Source organism: Ensifer sp. ENS06, assembly GCF_014852205.1.
Taxonomy (GTDB): Bacteria; Pseudomonadota; Alphaproteobacteria; order Rhizobiales; family Rhizobiaceae; genus Ensifer; species Ensifer adhaerens.
Map to the genome: position 1 here is coordinate 894,675 of NZ_JACVBC010000002.1, position 18,080 is coordinate 912,754.

At 62.4% G+C, this 18,080-nt stretch carries 23 protein-coding genes, 1 tRNA gene and 1 pseudogene; 10 read left to right on the forward strand and 15 right to left on the reverse strand.

Features of this window, described 5'->3' with window-relative positions; translation table 11 throughout:
* Positions 1–115: 115 nt before the first annotated feature.
* The 3 genes from IB279_RS13520 to IB279_RS13530 all read left to right on the forward strand — a co-directional run bounded on the left by IB279_RS13520 (position 116) and on the right by IB279_RS13530 (position 2,220).
* On the forward strand, positions 116–910 hold the full coding sequence (locus IB279_RS13520; RefSeq protein ID WP_034791962.1) for a DUF1194 domain-containing protein: 795 nt from the start codon (positions 116–118) through the stop codon (positions 908–910).
* Positions 911–1,013: 103 nt separating this feature from the next.
* A complete protein-coding gene (locus tag IB279_RS13525) occupies positions 1,014–1,736 on the forward strand; it encodes a GntR family transcriptional regulator (protein ID WP_060515854.1) in 723 nt (240 codons plus the stop codon).
* 244 nt (positions 1,737–1,980) lie between these two features.
* A complete protein-coding gene (locus tag IB279_RS13530; protein WP_034791960.1) occupies positions 1,981–2,220 on the forward strand; it encodes a DUF982 domain-containing protein in 240 nt (79 codons plus the stop codon).
* A 158-nt stretch (positions 2,221–2,378) separates the two neighbouring features.
* Here IB279_RS13530 and IB279_RS13535 read toward each other — a convergent pair whose 3' ends face one another.
* Positions 2,379–3,395, reverse strand: a complete 1,017-nt coding sequence (locus tag IB279_RS13535; RefSeq protein WP_060582590.1) for a glycoside hydrolase family 26 protein — start codon at positions 3,393–3,395, stop codon at positions 2,379–2,381.
* Between the two features lie 186 nt (positions 3,396–3,581).
* Complete coding sequence (locus IB279_RS13540) at positions 3,582–3,935, reverse strand: hypothetical protein (RefSeq protein WP_034791958.1); 354 nt, start codon at positions 3,933–3,935, stop codon at positions 3,582–3,584.
* 42 nt (positions 3,936–3,977) lie between these two features.
* Here IB279_RS13540 and IB279_RS13545 point away from each other — a divergent pair, with 42 nt between their 5' ends.
* Together IB279_RS13545 and IB279_RS13550 are read left to right on the forward strand one after the other, a co-directional pair.
* A complete protein-coding gene (locus IB279_RS13545) occupies positions 3,978–4,400 on the forward strand; it encodes a hypothetical protein (protein ID WP_146749521.1) in 423 nt (140 codons plus the stop codon).
* Positions 4,401–4,765: 365 nt separating this feature from the next.
* Positions 4,766–5,956, forward strand: coding sequence for a glycosyltransferase family 4 protein (locus IB279_RS13550; protein ID WP_192339248.1), 1,191 nt, complete (start codon positions 4,766–4,768; stop codon positions 5,954–5,956).
* Here the strand turns inward: IB279_RS13550 and IB279_RS13555 are convergent.
* From IB279_RS13555 to IB279_RS13570, 4 genes are all read right to left on the reverse strand, one after another.
* A complete protein-coding gene (locus IB279_RS13555; protein ID WP_112773380.1) occupies positions 5,953–6,255 on the reverse strand; it encodes a hypothetical protein in 303 nt (100 codons plus the stop codon). The genes IB279_RS13550 and IB279_RS13555 overlap by 4 nt on opposite strands.
* Positions 6,256–6,261: 6 nt before the next feature.
* Positions 6,262–6,471, reverse strand: coding sequence for a hypothetical protein (locus IB279_RS13560; RefSeq protein WP_112773379.1), 210 nt, complete (start codon positions 6,469–6,471; stop codon positions 6,262–6,264).
* Entirely contained in the window at positions 6,468–6,794 is a 327-nt protein-coding gene (locus IB279_RS13565; RefSeq protein ID WP_060515850.1) for an ATPase inhibitor subunit zeta, read from the reverse strand. The genes IB279_RS13560 and IB279_RS13565 overlap by 4 nt, the downstream gene beginning before the upstream one ends.
* Positions 6,795–6,995: 201 nt before the next feature.
* A tRNA-Ile gene (locus tag IB279_RS13570) sits at positions 6,996–7,071 on the reverse strand.
* Between the two features lie 259 nt (positions 7,072–7,330).
* Between IB279_RS13570 and IB279_RS13575 the strand changes: the two genes are divergently transcribed.
* A complete protein-coding gene (locus IB279_RS13575) occupies positions 7,331–8,071 on the forward strand; it encodes an SIMPL domain-containing protein (RefSeq protein ID WP_112773381.1) in 741 nt (246 codons plus the stop codon).
* 750 nt (positions 8,072–8,821) lie between these two features.
* Here the strand turns inward: IB279_RS13575 and IB279_RS13580 are convergent.
* The 4 genes from IB279_RS13580 to IB279_RS13595 form a co-directional block, all read right to left on the reverse strand.
* Positions 8,822–9,208, reverse strand: coding sequence for a hypothetical protein (locus IB279_RS13580; RefSeq protein WP_034803430.1), 387 nt, complete (start codon positions 9,206–9,208; stop codon positions 8,822–8,824).
* A gap of 407 nt (positions 9,209–9,615) precedes the next feature.
* Positions 9,616–10,020 (reverse strand): ketosteroid isomerase-related protein, encoded by a 405-nt coding sequence (locus tag IB279_RS13585; RefSeq protein ID WP_034803432.1) that lies wholly within the window; start codon positions 10,018–10,020, stop codon positions 9,616–9,618.
* Between the two features lie 100 nt (positions 10,021–10,120).
* Entirely contained in the window at positions 10,121–10,543 is a 423-nt protein-coding gene (locus IB279_RS13590; RefSeq protein WP_060516154.1) for a secondary thiamine-phosphate synthase enzyme YjbQ, read from the reverse strand.
* Positions 10,544–10,669: 126 nt separating this feature from the next.
* A complete protein-coding gene (locus IB279_RS13595; RefSeq protein ID WP_060515848.1) occupies positions 10,670–11,023 on the reverse strand; it encodes a DUF1428 domain-containing protein in 354 nt (117 codons plus the stop codon).
* Positions 11,024–11,182: 159 nt separating this feature from the next.
* On the opposite strand from IB279_RS13595, the gene IB279_RS13600 reads away from it, so the two are divergent.
* The gene (locus IB279_RS13600) at positions 11,183–11,635 is read left to right on the forward strand and encodes a VOC family protein (protein ID WP_112773378.1); all 453 of its coding nucleotides are present in this window, start codon (positions 11,183–11,185) and stop codon (positions 11,633–11,635) included.
* Between the two features lie 44 nt (positions 11,636–11,679).
* Here IB279_RS13600 and IB279_RS13605 read toward each other — a convergent pair whose 3' ends face one another.
* Positions 11,680–12,249, reverse strand: coding sequence for a membrane protein (locus IB279_RS13605; protein WP_034803436.1), 570 nt, complete (start codon positions 12,247–12,249; stop codon positions 11,680–11,682).
* A 251-nt stretch (positions 12,250–12,500) separates the two neighbouring features.
* Here IB279_RS13605 and IB279_RS13610 point away from each other — a divergent pair, with 251 nt between their 5' ends.
* Both IB279_RS13610 and IB279_RS13615 read left to right on the forward strand, forming a co-directional pair.
* On the forward strand, positions 12,501–12,914 hold the full coding sequence (locus IB279_RS13610) for a lysozyme inhibitor LprI family protein (RefSeq protein ID WP_082572739.1): 414 nt from the start codon (positions 12,501–12,503) through the stop codon (positions 12,912–12,914).
* Positions 12,890–13,723 (forward strand): DUF2066 domain-containing protein, encoded by an 834-nt coding sequence (locus IB279_RS13615; RefSeq protein ID WP_112773377.1) that lies wholly within the window; start codon positions 12,890–12,892, stop codon positions 13,721–13,723. Before IB279_RS13610 ends, IB279_RS13615 begins: the two co-directional genes overlap by 25 nt.
* A 55-nt stretch (positions 13,724–13,778) precedes the next feature.
* Here the strand turns inward: IB279_RS13615 and IB279_RS13620 are convergent, their stop codons facing one another.
* The 3 genes from IB279_RS13620 to IB279_RS13630 all read right to left on the reverse strand — a co-directional run bounded on the left by IB279_RS13620 (position 13,779) and on the right by IB279_RS13630 (position 17,130).
* Positions 13,779–14,072 carry a GYD domain-containing protein gene (locus IB279_RS13620; RefSeq protein ID WP_034803438.1) on the reverse strand — a complete coding sequence of 98 codons (294 nt, stop codon included), beginning with the start codon at positions 14,070–14,072 and terminating at the stop codon, positions 13,779–13,781.
* Between the two features lie 193 nt (positions 14,073–14,265).
* Positions 14,266–16,323 carry an RNA polymerase sigma factor RpoD gene (gene rpoD / locus IB279_RS13625; RefSeq protein WP_034803439.1) on the reverse strand — a complete coding sequence of 686 codons (2,058 nt, stop codon included), beginning with the start codon at positions 16,321–16,323 and terminating at the stop codon, positions 14,266–14,268.
* A 462-nt stretch (positions 16,324–16,785) separates the two neighbouring features.
* Complete coding sequence (locus IB279_RS13630; protein ID WP_060515845.1) at positions 16,786–17,130, reverse strand: GFA family protein; 345 nt, start codon at positions 17,128–17,130, stop codon at positions 16,786–16,788.
* Positions 17,131–17,347: 217 nt separating this feature from the next.
* Here IB279_RS13630 and IB279_RS13635 point away from each other — a divergent pair, with 217 nt between their 5' ends.
* Positions 17,348–17,806, forward strand: coding sequence for a hypothetical protein (locus IB279_RS13635; RefSeq protein ID WP_060516152.1), 459 nt, complete (start codon positions 17,348–17,350; stop codon positions 17,804–17,806).
* A gap of 38 nt (positions 17,807–17,844) precedes the next feature.
* Here the strand turns inward: IB279_RS13635 and tdh are convergent.
* Positions 17,845–18,080 (reverse strand): annotated as a pseudogene (gene tdh, locus IB279_RS13640) (L-threonine 3-dehydrogenase); the annotation flags it as partial.

Sequence of the window (18,080 nt, forward strand, 5' to 3'; positions counted from 1 at the left end):
CAGGACCCGGCAAAATCACTCTTTAGTGAAGGCCAACTACACCCAAACGGTCGCCGAAATCCAATCTTGTGTTACAGTCTTCTAATCTGACCGCGCGCAATGACTGGTTGAAGCGATGTTGAGCGTGTTGGCGTTACTCCTTTCATTGAGTGGTGGCCCGAGCCCATCGACCGCCGAGGCGACGAATGTCGACGTCGAACTGATCCTGGCGGTCGACATGTCCGGATCGATGGATCTCGACGAGGCCCGCATTCAGCGGGCCGGCTATGTCGAGGCACTCCGGCATCGCGACTTCCTTGATGCGGTCGAAAGCGGCCAGCTGGGCAAGATCGCCATCGGCTATTTCGAATGGGCCGGAACGGTGAACGAGTCCTCCGTTGTCGCCTGGAAGGTCATCGACAATGCCGCCGACGCCGACGCCTTCGCCAAGCTGATCGAAGCGCGGCCGGTCGGCACACGCCGCGGCACCTCCATCTCCAACGCCATTACCTATGGCACGGCGCTGATCGATTCCAACGCGTTCAGCGGCGTGCGAAGGGTCATCGACATCTCCGGCGACGGGCCGAACAACATCGGCCCGCCGGTGCTTCCAGCCCGCGAGATCGCGATCACGCGCGGCATCACCATCAACGGGCTTGCTATCCTCATTCGCCCGTCGGTTTCGACCGGCCCGCTTGACCAATATTATGCCGAATGTGTCATCGGCGGCCCCGGCTCCTTCGTGCTGCCGGTTCACGAGCCCGAAGATTTCTCCATCGCGATCCGCCAGAAACTGGTGCTCGAAGTCAGCGGCCTGCCACCACCGCCGACCATACGCTATGTCGATGCCTTCCCGGCGCCCGATTGCCTGATCGGCGAGAAATTGCGACCGGGCTTCCTCGACCGGGTCTATCCGGAGCTCGACAAGTAGCCTCGCTCGACCTGACGATGCCCCGCAACCTTTGCGCGTCAGATTGTCGTTTCCCTTCGCTTCGTCCGACGATAAGATGGCGCGTTGCTTCGCGGATCGATTCATGTCCTTGACCACCACGCCCCATCAGGCCGAACTGGCCACAGACCCGACCACCGACACCGGCAGTCAGCACATCCGCGATACATTGCGCGATGCGATCGTCGAGCGGCGGCTTGCGCCTGGCACCAAGCTTTCGGAAAGCGACGTCGGCGAACTCTTCAACGTCAGCCGAACGCTGGTGCGCGCCGCCCTGCAGGCGCTGTCCTATGAGGGCCTCGTCAACGTCGAGAAGAACCGCGGCGCCTTTGTTGCGCACCCTTCGATCGACGAGGCGCGCCAGATCTTTGCGACCCGCCGGCTGATCGAGCCCGGCGTCGTGCGCGCCGCCGCCGCCCAGATCGGCAAGGCGGAGCTTTCCGAACTCAGGCGCATGCTGGCAGCCGAGCGCCAACTGACCGAACAGCGGGGTCAATCGGCCCGTCGTGCGGAAATCAAGGCATCGGGCGATTTCCACCTGGCGCTTGCCGACCTCTCGGGCAACACCATTCTGCGCCGCTTCATGGACGAGCTCGTCGCCCGCTCCTCGCTGGTCATCGCGCTTTACGGACAATCGACCGTTTCGAGCTGCGGCCACAGCGAACACGACGAGATCGTCAACGCGATCGAGCGTGGCGACATCGACGCGGCCGCGCGGCTGATGGTCCACCACATCGACCATATCGAAGCCGACCTCGACCTGCGCGTTTTGAAGTCGACCGACCTCAAGGCAGCGCTGGAACTCTAGTGCCGCCACCTGCGCCGGGCCTGGATTTTCAAAGCTTTTCAACACCGGTCCGAGCTCGATGGAGCTCCCGCCGGACCTCCCTTCGTCCGCCGTCGGCAAAAGCGACGCAACCAAAAGATCAGGTTCGCAAAGCCGGAGAGAACTCGCCTGCCGTCAGCGCGAATAAAATCGGTCGACAACATGGAACCATCCCGCTGCTCTCGCGTTGCCCTCTCGCTCGAAAAGACTGTGAACGAGGAATGCAATGAGCGAGAAACTCTTTCCCACTCCCATCCCCCTGAAACTTTCGGCACGACGGCAGACCGTGGTCAGAACGGTGTTCGAAGCCGTGGAACTGCTCAGGCAGTGGCCGGGCCGTCGTGGCCGGGAATATCGCGCAGCCCTCAGGCGCTGCCTGGATGCGCTGGATGGATTGACGAGTACGGACCGGGCGAGCCGCTGCTTTGCCGCAGCCGCCCGGGAATCGGGCCTGTTGCTGGCCTGATCCGGGCGACCGGGATGATCCGGAACCGCAAAGGTGATCCGGGATATCAAGGGCTCGGAGTTTGAAGCTTTCACGATGCGCCGAAGGACGATCGGCGCATCGCCCCGACCGAAAGCACCTCAGCTGCGATCAGCAAGATTTCATGCCACGCGCGGCGATCAGTCGGCGAGTTCGGCCGCTTCCTTCGGTCCACGGTCGGCAAGCGCCTTGAGCGCCGCCTTGTCGAGCCGCCAGTCCGGCGCTCCGTAACCGAGCGGCCACTTGTACGGCTCCTTGTCGTTGAAGAAGACGACGGTCGTCAGAAGCGGGAAGGCCTGGCGGTAGGTCTGCTGATCCAGGATTTCGGCATACCATGCACGCTTGTAATCGGCCGAGCCGGAGACCCCGAGTTCGGCAACGATCACGGGCTTGCGGTAACGCGAAACGCGCTGGTACTTTTCCTTGAGCGCTTCGCCGAAGCGACGCTCGCGGCCCCAATAGTCGACGTCCATCTTCTGCAGGCCCCAGACAGGGATGCCGATCGCATCGACGACATCGTCGCCCGGATAATAGGCCGCGAGATTGCGATGGCCCTTCGGCGACCAGACGTAGCGGGCGGCCGGCGCGAGTTCCCGGCACTTGCTGACGAAGTAGCGGAACGCCGTCTTGTAGCCTTCGCTGTCGCGCCGCGCCCAGGGATAGCGCTCGCCGGGCTCTTCCATCTCATGGCCCCAGCGAACGTAGACCCGCCCGCGGAAGTCGGCGGCGCGCGTGCAAATATCGGTAATCTCGCGATCGAAGCGGCCCTTGCCGATATCGGCAAACAGCCGGTTGCCGCCGGCGCGCCAGTCGGCGGCATGGGTATAGGGCTCGACCGAAAGCATCAGCGCCCGCCCCTGTCGCGCGGCATTTGCGAACTTCCGTTTCAGCTGCGCCCGATCCGGCTTCTGCCAGTAGACGAAGACATGCTCGAGTGTCAGCGCGTCGCTGGATGCGACCGCATCATGCGGATCGTAAACACCGATTTCGACCGTGCGTGTTTCCCGCTCCCTTGCCTCAGGCGTGATGGCGGCGGTCGTCAGCGACCGGTCGATACCGTCTACGGAATCCTGCGCGCGACCCGGCGTGACTCCGGCAACCGCCAGAAGCGCCAGCGCGCCAGCACCGAGGACCGATCTTGGGACAGCAATAGGCAACGATTTTCTCCGGCGTGCCACATCTGGCACCGCATAAAACCAGACATGGCTTGCTGCGCGCTGGAAGCCGGTGCGATCGCGAGGCCGTGGGCGTCATGCCCGGATGGCAAAAAGGCCGCCGCCAAGGCTGGCAACCGCCCCGTCTCCATGATCGATTGCGCCTGCCTTCCCGAACGCGACAGACCGTTAGAGCGAGGCTCTGAGGAAACAGTGCGACGTGCGCCCGAAGCCGCTCGGCGAGCAGATATAGGGCGCGCGGCCGAGGTAGGTTGCCGTGCGCCTGCGCGTCGGTGCCGGCTCGACGATGTCTTCATCCGCCTCGGCGATCTTCAGCTGCTTCTCTTCCTTGCGGACCTTGATCGAAGGGCTCGCATAGGCACTCGAATGGCCCGATGCAAACAGCGGCGTTTCGCTGACGACCGTCGACGAGCAGCCGGCGGACAGAAGCAGGAGGCTTAGAACTGATGTCGTCGGTACGAGAAACTTGAAACCCGAAACGGCGGTGCGGCCTACGCCGGCACATGCGGTTTTGATTCGCATAAACGTCCTTTCGAATAGCGGTCCAGCCGCCTGGGGCTTCCTTTGGGCGAAAAGGCGGCGATCTTCAACCCCCTTTTTCATTATTCATTGCTTAAATTAACAATTCCTTTCTTAGAGATTCCGCCATGGTTGTGCCGCCGCTTTCGCCCTGCGCTGGCGAACATCGACGCCTTGCGGACGGCGGACGCAGGCATCGGCGCGGGCTATGAGCGAAACAAATACGGAAAAGCAAAGGCTTGCCGGGCCCCCTGTATCACGGCATCGGCGAACGGCGATCCGTCTCTGCCGCTTCCGCGCCACCACGCCCGGTGGCAATATCCGGCCAATGCTACGGCTGATGTCCCCGGACAAAAAATCGACCCCAGCCACCGGTTCTCCGCTGGAATCCGGACGGCGGCGGCTGGCGGGGACGACGGGCCGCTGCCATTCGCTATTTTTAGCTATCGCGCATTTACGGATCCTTGACCTCTGACGGCCACCTTGGAGCGAGGCGCAACATGTTTGAGCGTATGCGCCCACTCCAAAACTGCCCGCCTCCCGCGGGCATTTTTTTGCGCGCACGGTAGCCCCTGCGAGCACCAGCCGCCCGGTATTCCCAGAGACGACACCTTCCCCCGCGCGCCGCTTCAACCCGCCCCATCCTCGGCGCCCATTGCACAGGCTGAGGCCTTCGAACGTCTGGTCTTGCCTTGCCGATGGGACATACGAACTGCGCGCCGGCCAGCCGCGATCGGCTGTTCGCCAGCGCATTTACCACACTGCGAAAGTCCCATTGCGCGAATTTAAGGAGTTGTTAATAATAGAAAGCGGAGAGCGAGGGGCAATCCAAATTGGATCAAGATACAGGTGCCGACATCGTCGGAGCCGCCGGCATCGCTGGCGCGCGCATAACCATCATTGTTTCTGCACTCGGCGCCGGCGGCACCGAGCACGTCGTCAGTCTCGTTGCCAGCCACTGGGCCCGCCTCGGCTGCACCGTCACGGTGATTACACTCGAAGCGCCGACCTCCGAACCCTATTACAGGCTCGATCCGCGCGTCACCATCGAGCGGCTCGACGTGCCGGTTCAGAAGGCTGGCAAGCTGCGAGCCGCCTGGCTGGTGGCAAGGCGGCTCTACCGACTGCGCTCCACGATCAGCCGCACCCGTCCCGACTTCGTCCTGAGCTTCCTGACGCGCACGAACGTGTTGACGCTGCTCGCAACACGAGGCCTCAGGCTTCCGGTGATCGTGTCCGAGCGCAACAACCCGGCGGTGCAGCCCTTCGGCCCCTTCTGGAAATGGCTGCAGCTTCGTCTCTACCCGCGCGCCTTTGCGCTGGTGACGATGACCAAGGGTGCGCTGGACTATTTCCCGCCGAATGTTCGCCGCTCCAGCCGGGTGATCGCCAATGCGATCAATCTGCCCGACGGCTGGCAAAAGAAGCGCGGCAACAATGTGCTCACCGCCGTCGGGCGCCTGACTGAGCAAAAGGGCTTCGATCTGCTGCTCGAAGCCTTCGCAAAGGTGGCCAGCGACCACCCCGAATGGAAGCTCGTCATCTGGGGCGAAGGCGAGGCGAGAAAAGCGCTGGAAGCCCAGCGCAACGCGCTCGGATTGGCCGACCGGGTGGAAATGCCCGGCGTCACCGCGAAACCCGGTCTCTGGGTCGAAACCGCCGACCTCTTCGTCCTGTCATCCCGCTACGAAGGCTGGGGCATCGCCCTGCTTGAAGCGATGGCCGCAGGCCTCCCCGTCGTCTCCTTCGCCTGCGAATGGGGCCCGACCGACATGATTGCCAACGGCGACGACGGCATTCTCGTCGAAAACGGCGACATCAACGCCCTGGCCGAAGCCCTCTCCAACCTGATGGGCGACGAGACCCTGCGCGCCCGTCTCGCGGCCAACGCCGAAGCCAATGTCAGACGCTACGACGCCGAACATATCCTCTCCCAATGGGACGCCGCGGCACTTTCGGCACTGGAAAACTCGAGCACCCCGAGGGCCACGATGAAGCCCCGGGCCATCCCCGCTTCCGGCTAAGGATCTGGCCGCGTTAGCGGAGACAACTGCGAACGTGGCCTCGGAAAGGGTATGTCCTGACAAAGCGGTCGTGACAGGCGAGCGCTTTGTAGACCAATGTTGGTCAGCGTGCCGCCGCATTTGAAGACCCGGTAGATGCCGGCGCCGAAGCTGCCGCCGGAGGGGACGGAAACGTTGAGCGTGCCGTCGAGTACCAGGTTGCCACCGACATCGACAAGATCGTTGAGCGCGCCACCGGCGACATTGGTCTGGCCGGATTCGAAATCGACGAAGGAAGCGGCAGCGAGCGACATTTCCATTGATCGTCAAAGTTCCCGGGCTGTTGCCGAGCGCCAGCGTGCCGCGTCGTTCACGACGACGCTGCCGCCGATCGTGCCGTTGCCGCCGAGCACCGCGCCAGAACCAACCGTCGTCAGTCCGGTTGCAATCGACTGGTTGCCGTTGACCAGCAGCTTGCCGGCATCGACGTTCGTGGCACCCGAATAGCTGTTGCGCCGGAGAGGATCGTCGCTCACGATCCTTGCATGAGGTGGCGTGCAATCTGCACCAGCGCTGCATCGCTGCCGTCTGACCCCTTTGTTCGTTTTCCCGCCTCCAGCCAGCAGACGTTCATGACCGCCAGAATGTCGTCGTCCGACTGGACCACGCCTGCCGCGTCAAAGTCTCTTCGAATGATCGCAAGAATGTCGCTGCGTTCGACGTCCAGTGCCGCCATCGCAAGACCATCCGAGTAGGTCTTGGCATTTTCGCCGGCAAGGGCCAGTTTCTCCGCCGCCCAAAAGCCAACCAGCTTGTTGCGACGTACGATTCGCACCATTTCCGCGCCCGGACCAGCCATCGAAATTCTCCATTGCTGCCTGGCCGGCAATCCTAGCAGAAACCACGAGGAAGAGAGTTGGATTATCCGACGTTGGCGGAACATGCCGTGCGCAATTTCGCGTCGTAACAAAATCGCTGGAAGTGCCCCAAACGTGCGCGCACATCAAATCTGGGCAAAAATCAGCCAGAAAACCTAGAAAATTCAATGTTCGCAAGTGACTGGTGGGCCCGGAGGGACTCGAACCCCCAACCAAGCGGTTATGAGCCGCCGGCTCTAACCATTGAGCTACAGGCCCACTCTGGATCCGCTCCTGTCCTTAAACCGTAACGGTCCAGGGATAAGACACGGGGCAGCAACTTTAAGTGCTACGGTGACCTTTGCGCTTCTGAACGAGGCGTGGCACCGTCGTGATCCAGGCCCGCGAACCAATGGCAGTTTGCGGGTGGCCAAGGCTCTAGCGGAAAACCTTTTTGCGGACAAGCCATTGCCGCAATGCTCACACAATCGATAGCCAAGAAGACGCTTGGGACGGAACAACCGGAGAGACATTGAAGATGATTTCCACACGCACTGCCCGCACGCTTTCGATCGCCGCCTTCGCCGCAGCTTTTGCTGGCGTTGCCGCCGCTCAGGCGCAGGAGACGGACAAGGACAAGGCCACCATCGTCGTTGCCGGCGAAGGCCGCGCGACGACCGCGCCGGACATGGCAGTCCTGCAGCTGAGCGTCGTCAAGGATGGCAAGACCGCGCGTGAAGCGCTGGACGCCAACAACAAGACCATGGCCGAAGTGCTGAAGGCGCTGAAGGACGGCGGCATTGCCGATCGCGACCTGCAGACGAGCGGCTTCATGCTCAACCCGCAATACAGCTACCCGACCAACACCGACGGCAGCAACCGCGCGCCGGAGTTGATCGGCTACCAGGTGACGAACGGCGTCAGCGTCCGCGTTCGCGATCTCGCCAAGCTCGGCGAAGTGATCGACAAGTCGGTTTCGCTCGGCGTCAACCAGGGTGGCGGCGTACAGTTCACCAACGACAAGCCGGAAGCCGTGATCACCGAAGCGCGCAAGGCAGCCGTTGCCGATGCCGTTGAAAAGGCCAAGGTGCTGGCCGAAGCGGCCGACGTCTCGGTCGGCAAGATCGTCAACATCTCCGAGCAGGGCTTCCGCCCCGAGCCGGTGCCGATGATGCGCGCCGGCATGGCCAAGGAATATGCCGCCGACGCCGTTCCGGTCGCAACCGGCGAAAACAGCTACAACGTGACGGTCAACGTGACCTTCGAAATCAAGCAGTAAGGCTTGTCAGCAACGCCCGCGGCCAAGCGCGGGCGTTCAACGATCGAACGCCCCTGGTGCCAAGGATCGGTGCCGGGGGCTTTTCTTTTGGGCGCTGGTGCTCGCGATGCACTCGACTAAGACCGGGCCCGGCGCTGAATGCCGTCCGACCTCCAGGCTTAAATTTGCCGGCACCTGCTTTGACATCGCTTCCCGCGCGCGATTTGCTGCCGCCCCTCGCCCTGCGGCATCGCCCGCGACCGCTCCGCGATCTCCGCCTGGCGTCGCCCTCGCCTCCACGTCCTCGTCATCTTCGCCGCTAAAGCGGACCTCCAGCCACATCGCATGGATCGTTGGTTCCGAGTGTTCGGTCGAGGAGATCCTTGGCAGGTATTCCGGGCGATGGCTGACACATGGGCTGGATCTGGTCTGAAGAAGATCAGCCGACGCCTAGGCCGCAGAGTCCGCGATGGAATTGCGCCGCGCGTTCATTCGTCTGGCAATGCTAGAGGGCAAACCGGCCGGAGCCTTGCCGTCGGTTCGGCAACTACGGTGCCTGACACGACGATCGCCCGAGCGGACGATTCGCACGTGTGGACCGCGCTGTCGGCCTGATCCACTTCGCTTCGTTCACGCGTCCCGACCAGGGCTGCGCGCAACCGGCGCCCCCCTTGGTCGCTGCGGCGTCAAACAAAAAGCCCCCCATGCCTTGGCATGAGGGGCCATTCTTCCGCCGGCCGGGGAAGACGAGGCGGGAAGATTGCTTAGATGTTACCAGCGGCCGATCGTCGGGCAGCCGCGGGCGTTCGCAAACACGATCGTCTGGCGTTGGCCGTGGCGACGGCCTTCGACGACGACGCGGCGCGAAGAGACGTCGGCGACATAGGCGCGGCGGAGTCCACGATCGCGGGCCTTGTCGACGGCCATCCAGGGCGCGCAACGGCCGCGGCGGTCACGGTCCCAGTGGCGGTCACGGCCGCGACCCCAGTCGCGCTCGTCACCGTAGCCGCCGTCGTAGTCGCGATACTGGACGTCGACGCCGCCGCGCGGGCCGAAACCGAATTCGATCGATTCCGCCGAAGCGGTGGAGGCGGCACCCAGCAGGCCGGTAAGTCCGATGACGGCGGCGGCAGCGGCGTTAAAAAGGCGGTTCTTCATAAGATCTCTCCAAGCTTGAAGGGTTCGAGGGGCAATCACCGTCCCAAGCGATTGATCAGAGAATAGGGTCGCCAAGCTGAACGACAGCGGAACCCGATGTTCATGGGACGTTCAGATTGCCAGAACGTGATGACCACACGCGCGTGGAGGAGACTTTCGTGCAAGTCACAGTCGATAAGGTATTGCTTATAAACAAGTATTTCGAAGGGCTTTGACCACGGCCAAGGCGCTGGGACGCGCCTTCGCCTGCGCTTGGACAAGCGGCGAATCAGCCGCCGCCATCGGCGTGCCAGAGGTGATTCGCGCCGGTATTTTCCCGATCAAGACATGATCGGTCATCCGGCGGTCAGTAAGAAAACTTGAAAATGAAGGGGCGCGACCGTCAGGAGCGGTCGGCTACGCGTCGCTCAGCCGGCAAGCGCCCGCTCAAAGACGCGAATATTGCGATAATGGCTGAGGCGGGTGATGGCGCCGTCCTCGATCTCGAAGACGAGCACGCTGGGAATGGAGTAGCTCTGGCCAGTCGCAGGGGGAAAGCCTTCCATGGTCTCGCGGTAGGTGCCCCGTACCGTCAAATCGGCGGCCACGCGCTGGCCGAAGGCATCGCGCATCAGCACCACGTCTCCGAACTGCTCGTCGAATCGGCGCAGATAGTTCATCAGCCAGGCGCGCAAGGGGCCGACGCCGACGGTGCGTTGGCCGGTCAGCGAATCGAGTTCGATGTCCTCATGCACGAGCCGCGCCAGCGCCTCGAAATCCCGCTGGTTCAGCGCCTCGATAAAGCCGCTGGCAATCGTCTGTGCGTCGGTCATTCCGGTTCCTCCCTAGCCTCGAAGGCCGGTTCCCAAGCCCTTGCTCTCGCCCCTTTATCTAGAACCCTTGCGCCGCCGTTCAATCGCCGACGCCGGCCAATCAGGCGGAAAGATGCAGGACGATCTCGCGGCGATGCGGGCGGTCGCGATGCTCGAAGAGGTAGAGCCCCTGCCAGGTGCCGGTGAGCATCCGGCCACCACTGACGGGAATGCCGAGCGATACCGGCGTCAACGCCGCCTTGATATGTGCCGGCATATCGTCGGGGCCTTCCTGGGTGTGCACGATCCAGCGCATGGAGGGATCCGAGGAAGGCGGCACGAGGCGGCGGAAAAAGGCGTCCAGATCGCGCTTCACGTCCGGGTCGGCGTTTTCCTGGATGAGAAGCGAACAGGAGGTGTGCCGCACGAAGACCGTGAGCAGCCCCTCGCCGTCGGCGTTGGCGCGTACGAAGGCCGCCGCCTCGTCGGTAAATTCATAGAGCCCCTGGCCATGGGTGGCGATGGTGATGCGCGTTTGCGGCATGAAGGCCTCCGGCAGGCGGTCGCATCCGCCCGAGAGGGGGTGCGACCCGTTGATATGCCCAATGCTTTTATCCCCGGACCGTTCCCGGTCCAAGGCGATCTGCCGCAATCCGTCGCGGTGGCGTGCCTACATCTCCAGGAAGGTCTCGAAGCCGCCATAGATCATGCGCTTGCCGTCGAACACCTGCTTCCAGGCATCGCCCTGCAGCCGCGGATCGGCCATGACCTTGGCAACGATCGCGTCGCGCTCGGCGCGGGACTTGTAGGTGATCCAGGAGAACACCACCGTCTCATCGTCCTTGGCCTGCACCGAGCGGGGAAAGGACGTCACTTCGCCATAGGGCGCGTCATCCGCCAGGCATTCGTTGTAGGCGAGCGCGCCGTGCTCCATCCACACCGCACCCGCCGCCTTCGCCATCGCCTTGTAGGCCTCGATATTCGCCTTCGGCACGGCAACGATAAAGCCATCCACATAGGTCATCGACATAGTCTCCTTTGTTCGTTCTACGAGCATAGGACGCAGGACGGCCAAGAGTTCCGACATCGGGACGGAATTTTCTTTCAAGTGCGGCGCTGCTTTTGTCGGAACCGCGCTTCCCCGTTCGTCCTTGGCCGGTAGCATCCAAATCGGGAGACACCCATGCAGAAGATCACGCCGTTTCTCTGGTTCGACGATCAGCTGGAGGACGCCATCGCTTTCTACACCGCCATTTTCCGCAACACCCGCATCACCGACGTGAAGCGGGGCCCCGACGGCAGGGCCTTTACCGCGTCCTTCGAGATCGAGGGGCAGCACTTCATGGGGCTCAACGGCGGGCCGCATTTCAAGTTCAGCGAGGCCGTGTCGTTCTTCCTACGCTGCTCCGACCAGGCGGAAGTCGACTACTTCTGGGAAAGGCTCTTGGACGGCGGCACGCCGCAGCATTGCGGCTGGCTGAAGGACAGGTTCGGTCTTTCCTGGCAGATCATCCCGGACGCCCTGATGCGTCACCTCGGCGATCCTGATCCGGCGCGTGCGGCCCGCGCCCAGCAGGCGATGATGGGCATGGTGAAGATCGATGTCGCGGAACTTGATCGCGCAGCCGCTGGTTAAGCGGAAGAACGGTCCCCTGGCGCCGGCTCAACCGGGCTGCGGCGTCAGCTGCCGCAGCCTCTGAGCTGCTTGCTGTAGACCTGGGCCATGCCGGCCGCCCGCTTGGCGCCGTTCTTGGCCGTATCGCTCCAGTTGCCTCGGGAATAGCCGCCGTGGCCATGGTAATAGGCGATGTAGAGCCTGTAGGCGTCGTTGAGGGCGATGCCGTTCCGCTGGGCACTTTCGCGATGGTACCAGGCGATGAAGCGGATCGCGTCGCCGAAGTCCGAACGCCGCGCTGCCCAGCGGCCGGTCTCGCTCTGATAGCGCGCCCAGGTGCCGTCGAGCGCCTGGGAATAGCCGTATGCTGTCGAAGCGCGCGTCCAGGGGATGAAGCCGAAAAGCTTGGTGCGTGGCGGACGGGCATTATGGCGGAAGCCGGATTCGGTGTAGATCGTCGCCATCAGGATCGGCACGGGCACGCCGTATTCACGCTGGGCGCTATAGGCTTCCCGGCGCCAATTGTTGAAAAGGCCATCTTGCTGCTCGAAAACCGCGCAGGCATTCCGGGTGTCTCTCGGCACCGTTCCGCAGCCGGCCAGCAACAGGAGGACGACGACAAATACGCAACGCATCGCAGAACCTCTTGCTTCCCCGCAGCACGGCGATTGCGCGCAAGGCAATGCCGCGGGAAAAATGCTCGAACACCACGGGCCGCCCGTCGGGGCCGCGGCGCTCCAGAGATTGATAAAACGTAAACCTTAAGGATCTCTTTTGATTCAAAGGAGAACCATCGAAGGCCCGGCCATTGAACTTTCGCCACCGGAGGTTTTACGATCCACGGGAGACATGCAGCGCCAGCCATAGGGCGCAAAGGAGCGTATCGATGAAAATATCCGCCTTGATGGTGCTCGCCTTCACGGGCTTGTTCGCCGCGACTGGCCTTGCGCGCGCCGACGAATGCGCCGATGCGAGCGACCAGGCGACGATGAATGTCTGCGCCGACAAGGCGCTGAAGGCCTCCGACGCCGAACTGAACGCCCTTTACAAGCAAATCCAGGGACGCCTGAAGGACGATGCCGACAAGACGAAGCTGCTGGTTGCCGCGCAAAGGGCCTGGATCGCCTATCGCGATGCCGAATGCGATTTCGCAAGCTCGGGCGTTGCCGGCGGCTCCGCCCAGCCGATGATCACGCTTGAATGCCGCGACGATCGCACACAGAAGCGCGTCGCCGACTTCAAGACCTATCTGAGCTGTGAGGAGGGCGATCTCAGTTGCGTCCTGCCGCCGGCAAACTGATCCGGAAAAGAGCGACGGTCACGGCGCTCGTAGCGGCGCTTCTCTGCAACGCCGGGGCGGCAGATATCGACGCGCTTTATCGCAGTGACGCGATCGTCACCGGCACGGGTGAGGCCAATCGTGAGATCGGTTTTCGCGAATGCCTGCGTGAAGTGCTCGTCAAACTATCCGGCGATCCGACGATCACAGAGGCGCCCCGGTTTGCTGCAGCGGAGGCAAAGGCCGGCAGCTTCGTCTCGACCTTCTCCTACCACGATCGCCTCGAAGGCATCCCGATCCATGACGAACAGGGCACGCACGACCGCCCGCATGACCTCACCTGCCGGTACCCGCCAGCAACACTGGATCCGCTTCTCGCAGAACTCCGCCGCAAGCCATGGCTCTCCCCTCGCCCGGCGATCGCCGTATGGCTGGCGGTCAAGGACCAGAAGCGCCGCTTCGTGCTGACACGCGACGGCAGTGAAAGCCCCTATATGGCGGATTCGCTTGAGGCAGCTGCAAAGCCGCTGGCGCTTTCGACCGTGCTGCCGGATGCGGCGACCGTAACCGCCCGGAAACCCGCGCTCGACACCCTGCCGCAAGCGGATCCGGCGCAGCTCTTTTCACCCGTGACACAAACCGACGGCGACGTGCCGCTCCTCGGCACGCTCGTCTGGTCCGACGCCGCCCGTGGCTGGATCGCCCAATGGCAGATGGACGCGGGCGGCAAGCGTTACCGTTGGCAGTTGAGCGGCATCAGCTTTGACGACGCCTTTCGCAACGCCATGCGCGGCGCGGCCCGCATCCTCTCGGGAAACGGTGCGCCGTGAACGAGGCATCTGGCGTTGTGGCCGCGATTATCCTCACGGCCGCAACACCGGCTGTTCATCCAAGCGAGGCAATCAGTTCGCGATAGGCAGCCTCAGGGAAGGCTTTCAGCGTCGTCGAGCGCACATTGCCGGCCATGCCAAGCGTGAGCGCGAAGCGTGCGGCCACCGCATCGTCAGGCGCTTCGACGATGGCCACCATGTCGTAGTCACCCATGGTCAGGAAGAAATGCTTGAAGGAGCCGCCCATCTCGCCGAGCACATTCCGTGCGAGGTCGAGCCTCTTCGGGGAATCACGCACATTCTTGACGCCCTGCTCGGTCCAGTTGAGGAGCATGACATACGTCGTCATCTGACACCTCCACGGGGGCACGCTTCACGCCCGCGGTGCGATTGCTCCCGCGTACAAGACGGGGTGCCCCAGATTACTGCGAAGGGGCGACTATACTCCCCGGCGAAAGCGCCCACAATAAATCGCATGGGTGAGGCGGAAACGAAAAAGCCGGGCACGTGGCCCGGCTTTCGATCTTTCCATGTACCCGACTTTAGCTGTCGAGGAAGCTTCTGAGCTTCCTGGAGCGGCTCGGATGCTTGAGCTTGCGGAGCGCCTTCGCTTCGATCTGACGGATACGTTCGCGGGTAACCGAGAACTGCTGGCCGACCTCTTCAAGCGTGTGGTCGGTGTTCATGCCGATGCCGAAGCGCATGCGCAGAACGCGCTCTTCGCGCGGCGTCAGCGAAGCGAGAACGCGGGTGGTTGTCTCGCGCAGGTTCGCCTGGATGGCGGCGTCGATCGGCAGCAGTGCGTTCTTGTCCTCGATGAAATCGCCGAGGTGCGAATCCTCTTCGTCACCGACAGGCGTTTCGAGCGAGATCGGCTCCTTGGCGATCTTCAGGACCTTGCGGACCTTTTCGAGCGGCATGGCGAGCTTTTCGGCCAGTTCTTCCGGCGTCGGCTCGCGGCCGATCTCGTGCAACATCTGGCGCGAGGTGCGGACGATCTTGTTGATCGTTTCGATCATGTGCACCGGGATGCGGATCGTGCGGGCCTGGTCGGCGATCGACCGGGTGATCGCCTGACGGATCCACCAGGTGGCATAGGTCGAGAACTTGTAACCGCGGCGGTATTCGAACTTGTCGACCGCCTTCATCAGGCCGATGTTGCCTTCCTGGATGAGATCGAGGAACTGCAGGCCGCGGTTGGTGTACTTCTTGGCGATGGAGATGACGAGGCGCAGGTTCGCTTCGACCATTTCCTTCTTGGCGATACGCGCTTCGCGCTCGCCCTTCTGCACCATCGAAACGATGCGGCGGAACTCGGCGATCGAGATGCCGGTTTCCGTGGCCAGATTCTGGATCTCCTGGCGGATGTCGCGGATCGTCTGGTTTTCGCTCTTGGCGAATTCCTTCCAGCCCTTGCCGGCCAGGTTGCTGATCGACTTCATCCAGTTCGGATCAAGTTCTGCTCCCGAATACTGCTCCAGGAACGAGTCGCGCTTGACGCCGTAGGATTCTGCAAGACGCAGCAGGCGGCCTTCGTTCTGCATCAGGCGCTTGGAGATGTCGTAGAGCTGCTCGACCAGGCTGTCGACGCGGTTCTGGTTGAGCGACAGCGACTTGACCGCCTTGATCAGCTCGTCCTTGAGTTCCTTGTAGCGGCGCTCCTGGGCGGGCGACAGCGTGCCGGTGGCAGCAAGGCGGGCTTCCACCTGCTGGTCCTGCAGCTTGCGCAGCTTCTTGTAGGTCTCCGCGATGATGTCGAGGGTTTCCATGACCTGCGGGCGCAGTTCCGCTTCCATGGCGGCGAGCGAGAGGTTCGACTCGTCGTCGTCTTCCTCTTCCTCCTCGGCCGGCATGACATCGCCGCCGACATTGGTGATGTCGTCGTCGTTGGCAGGCGAGCGAACCTTGCGGGTCTTTTCCTTTTCCTCGGCAGCCTTGCGGTCGGCCTCGATCTTTTCCGGGCTCTGGAACTGCGGAGCAGCCTTGGCCTCGGGACCGGAATAGGTGGTCTCGAGATCGATGATCTCGCGCAGAAGCGTCTGGCCTTCGTTCAGTTCGTCGCGCCAGATAATCAGCGCCTGGAAGGTCAGCGGGCTCTCACAGAGACCGGCGATCATTGTCTCGCGGCCAGCCTCGATGCGCTTGGCAATCGCGATTTCGCCTTCGCGCGACAGAAGCTCGACCGAACCCATTTCGCGCAGGTACATGCGAACCGGGTCGTCGGTGCGATCAGTCGGTTCCTTCTTCTTGCTGGTCGCAAGCGAAGTACCGCTGGAAGGGGCCAGTTCGCCGCCTTCGCTTTCGTTATCGTCGTCGCTGGCCTCATCGTCGCCGCCGCCGGCAGCTTCTTCGGCTTCCTCGTCCTCGATCACGTTGATGCCCATGTCGGACAGCATCGCCATCGTGTCTTCGATCTGTTCGGAGGTGACTTCCTCGGACGGAAGGACGGAGTTCAGCTCGTCCATCGTCACGTAGCCGCGCTTCTTGGCAGCCTTGATCATCTTCTTGACAGCGTCATCGGAAAGATCGAGAAGCGGGCCGTCCGGAGCGCCTTCGCGTTCTACGTCAGCTTCTTCGTTTTCTTTGACTTTGGTTGCCATTTAGTTCGTCGCTTTCCTTGTCGCAACCGGCGTGAGCCCGGTGCCAATGCCGCTCGAAGGTCCGGGTGCGCCGCGCACCCGCCACCGAATCATTTCCCCTGACGTAACGGGATGATGTTTAATTCCTGTTTAACCACGAGTGTACTCGTGGCAAAGCGGACAAGCTCCGACAGTCCTGCCACTGAAACGTCTCTGGCATGATTCCCTAACCGCCGTGTCATCTCGCCATTTCTTATTCGGAAATGGTGATTCCCAGAATTTTCGATCCCGTCAAGCATTTCCGCTGAAAAACCGGATGATTCGGTAAAAATCACCGTTCCTGTCGCTTTTTGGGGTTTATCAGCTTCCGCTGAAGATGTAGGCGCTGCCCGCCAAAAGACAAGGGTAGCAACAATTTAATCGGCAAGGTCTCGTTGTGCCATATGCGCACGCGCAACCAGGACTGCATTTTTCGGTCCGGTCCTAAACCGACCGGCCGTCGTATTTGACGACTTTCACCGCCTCGATATCGAACTCCGGCAGGCAGCGCAGGTTGATCGCCGCCATCTTCCCACGCGGCCCGTCGCCCTCACCGAATGGCGCGATTCCGCAGGTGTCGCAGAACCGGTGCTGGATCACATGCTTGTTGAAGACATAGGTCGAGAGGTCCGCTTCCGGCGTCGTCAGCGTCAGCTTGTCGCGGGCAACGAAGGCGAGCAGTCCGCCGCGACGGCGGCAGAGCGAGCAATTGCAGTCGATCGCTTCGCCAAATTCCCCTTCCACCTCGAAGGCGATCTTGCCGCAATGACAGCTTCCCTCATAACGCATGCATGCATCTCCTCTACTTCCCGGTGCGACGACGTCGCCACTGCCATCAAGATAGAGCCTCCCTGCCTTCAAGCAAGCGCAGGCGGCAGCCAGGCATGTGCACGCAAAACGATTCCCGAAGGAGCCCATTGTCGAGAAAAAATCGCAAGATTATTCCGGCTTTTTGCTTGCGCTTGACCTGATCGCGCAGGACCTTCGCACCGAAACGGAGGCTCGAATGCTCATCAAGGAAACCGACGCCATGCGGGTGTTATCGATCGGTCGGCGGCTCACCATTCCAGACGTCAAGACGGAGAGCGCCATGCTGGCGCCTCTCATCGAGGCGGAGATGGAACGTGCAGGAATGATGCCCGCAGGTCCCTGGATCTTCATCGCGAACGATCTACCGAAAAACGCCAAGACGCCGTTCGACTGGCGCATCTGCCGCCCGGTCACGGGCGGCAAGGATTATCGCGGCGCGCTCGATCTGATCGAACTGGAGCCGATCATGGTGGCGTCCACGCTGCACCAGGGTCCGATGCGCAGCCTTTTCACCCAGGGCTACGCGCCGCTGGTCGCAAAGATCGAGATGTCCAGGCACAATTTCTCCGGCGAGAGCCGCGAGATTTACCACCGCTGGGCGGGCCAGGGCGCCCGCTATCACGAGATCGAGATCCAGTTCGGCCTCGCCAACTGAACCGCCGACCCTCACGGGGTACGCCGGCCCTTGCGGCCCTACCAGTCCATGACGACCTTTCCGGAATTGCCGGAGCGCATGGCCTGAAAGCCGTCGCGGAACTCGTCGATCTTGATGCGGTGGGTGATGACGGGGGCAAGGTCGAGGCCGCCCTGCACGAAGGCGATCATCTTGTACCAGGTCTCGAACATCTCGCGGCCATAGATGCCCTTGAGGTTGAGCATCTTGAAGATCACCTTGTTCCAGTCGATCTCGAAGCCGGCCGGTGCGATGC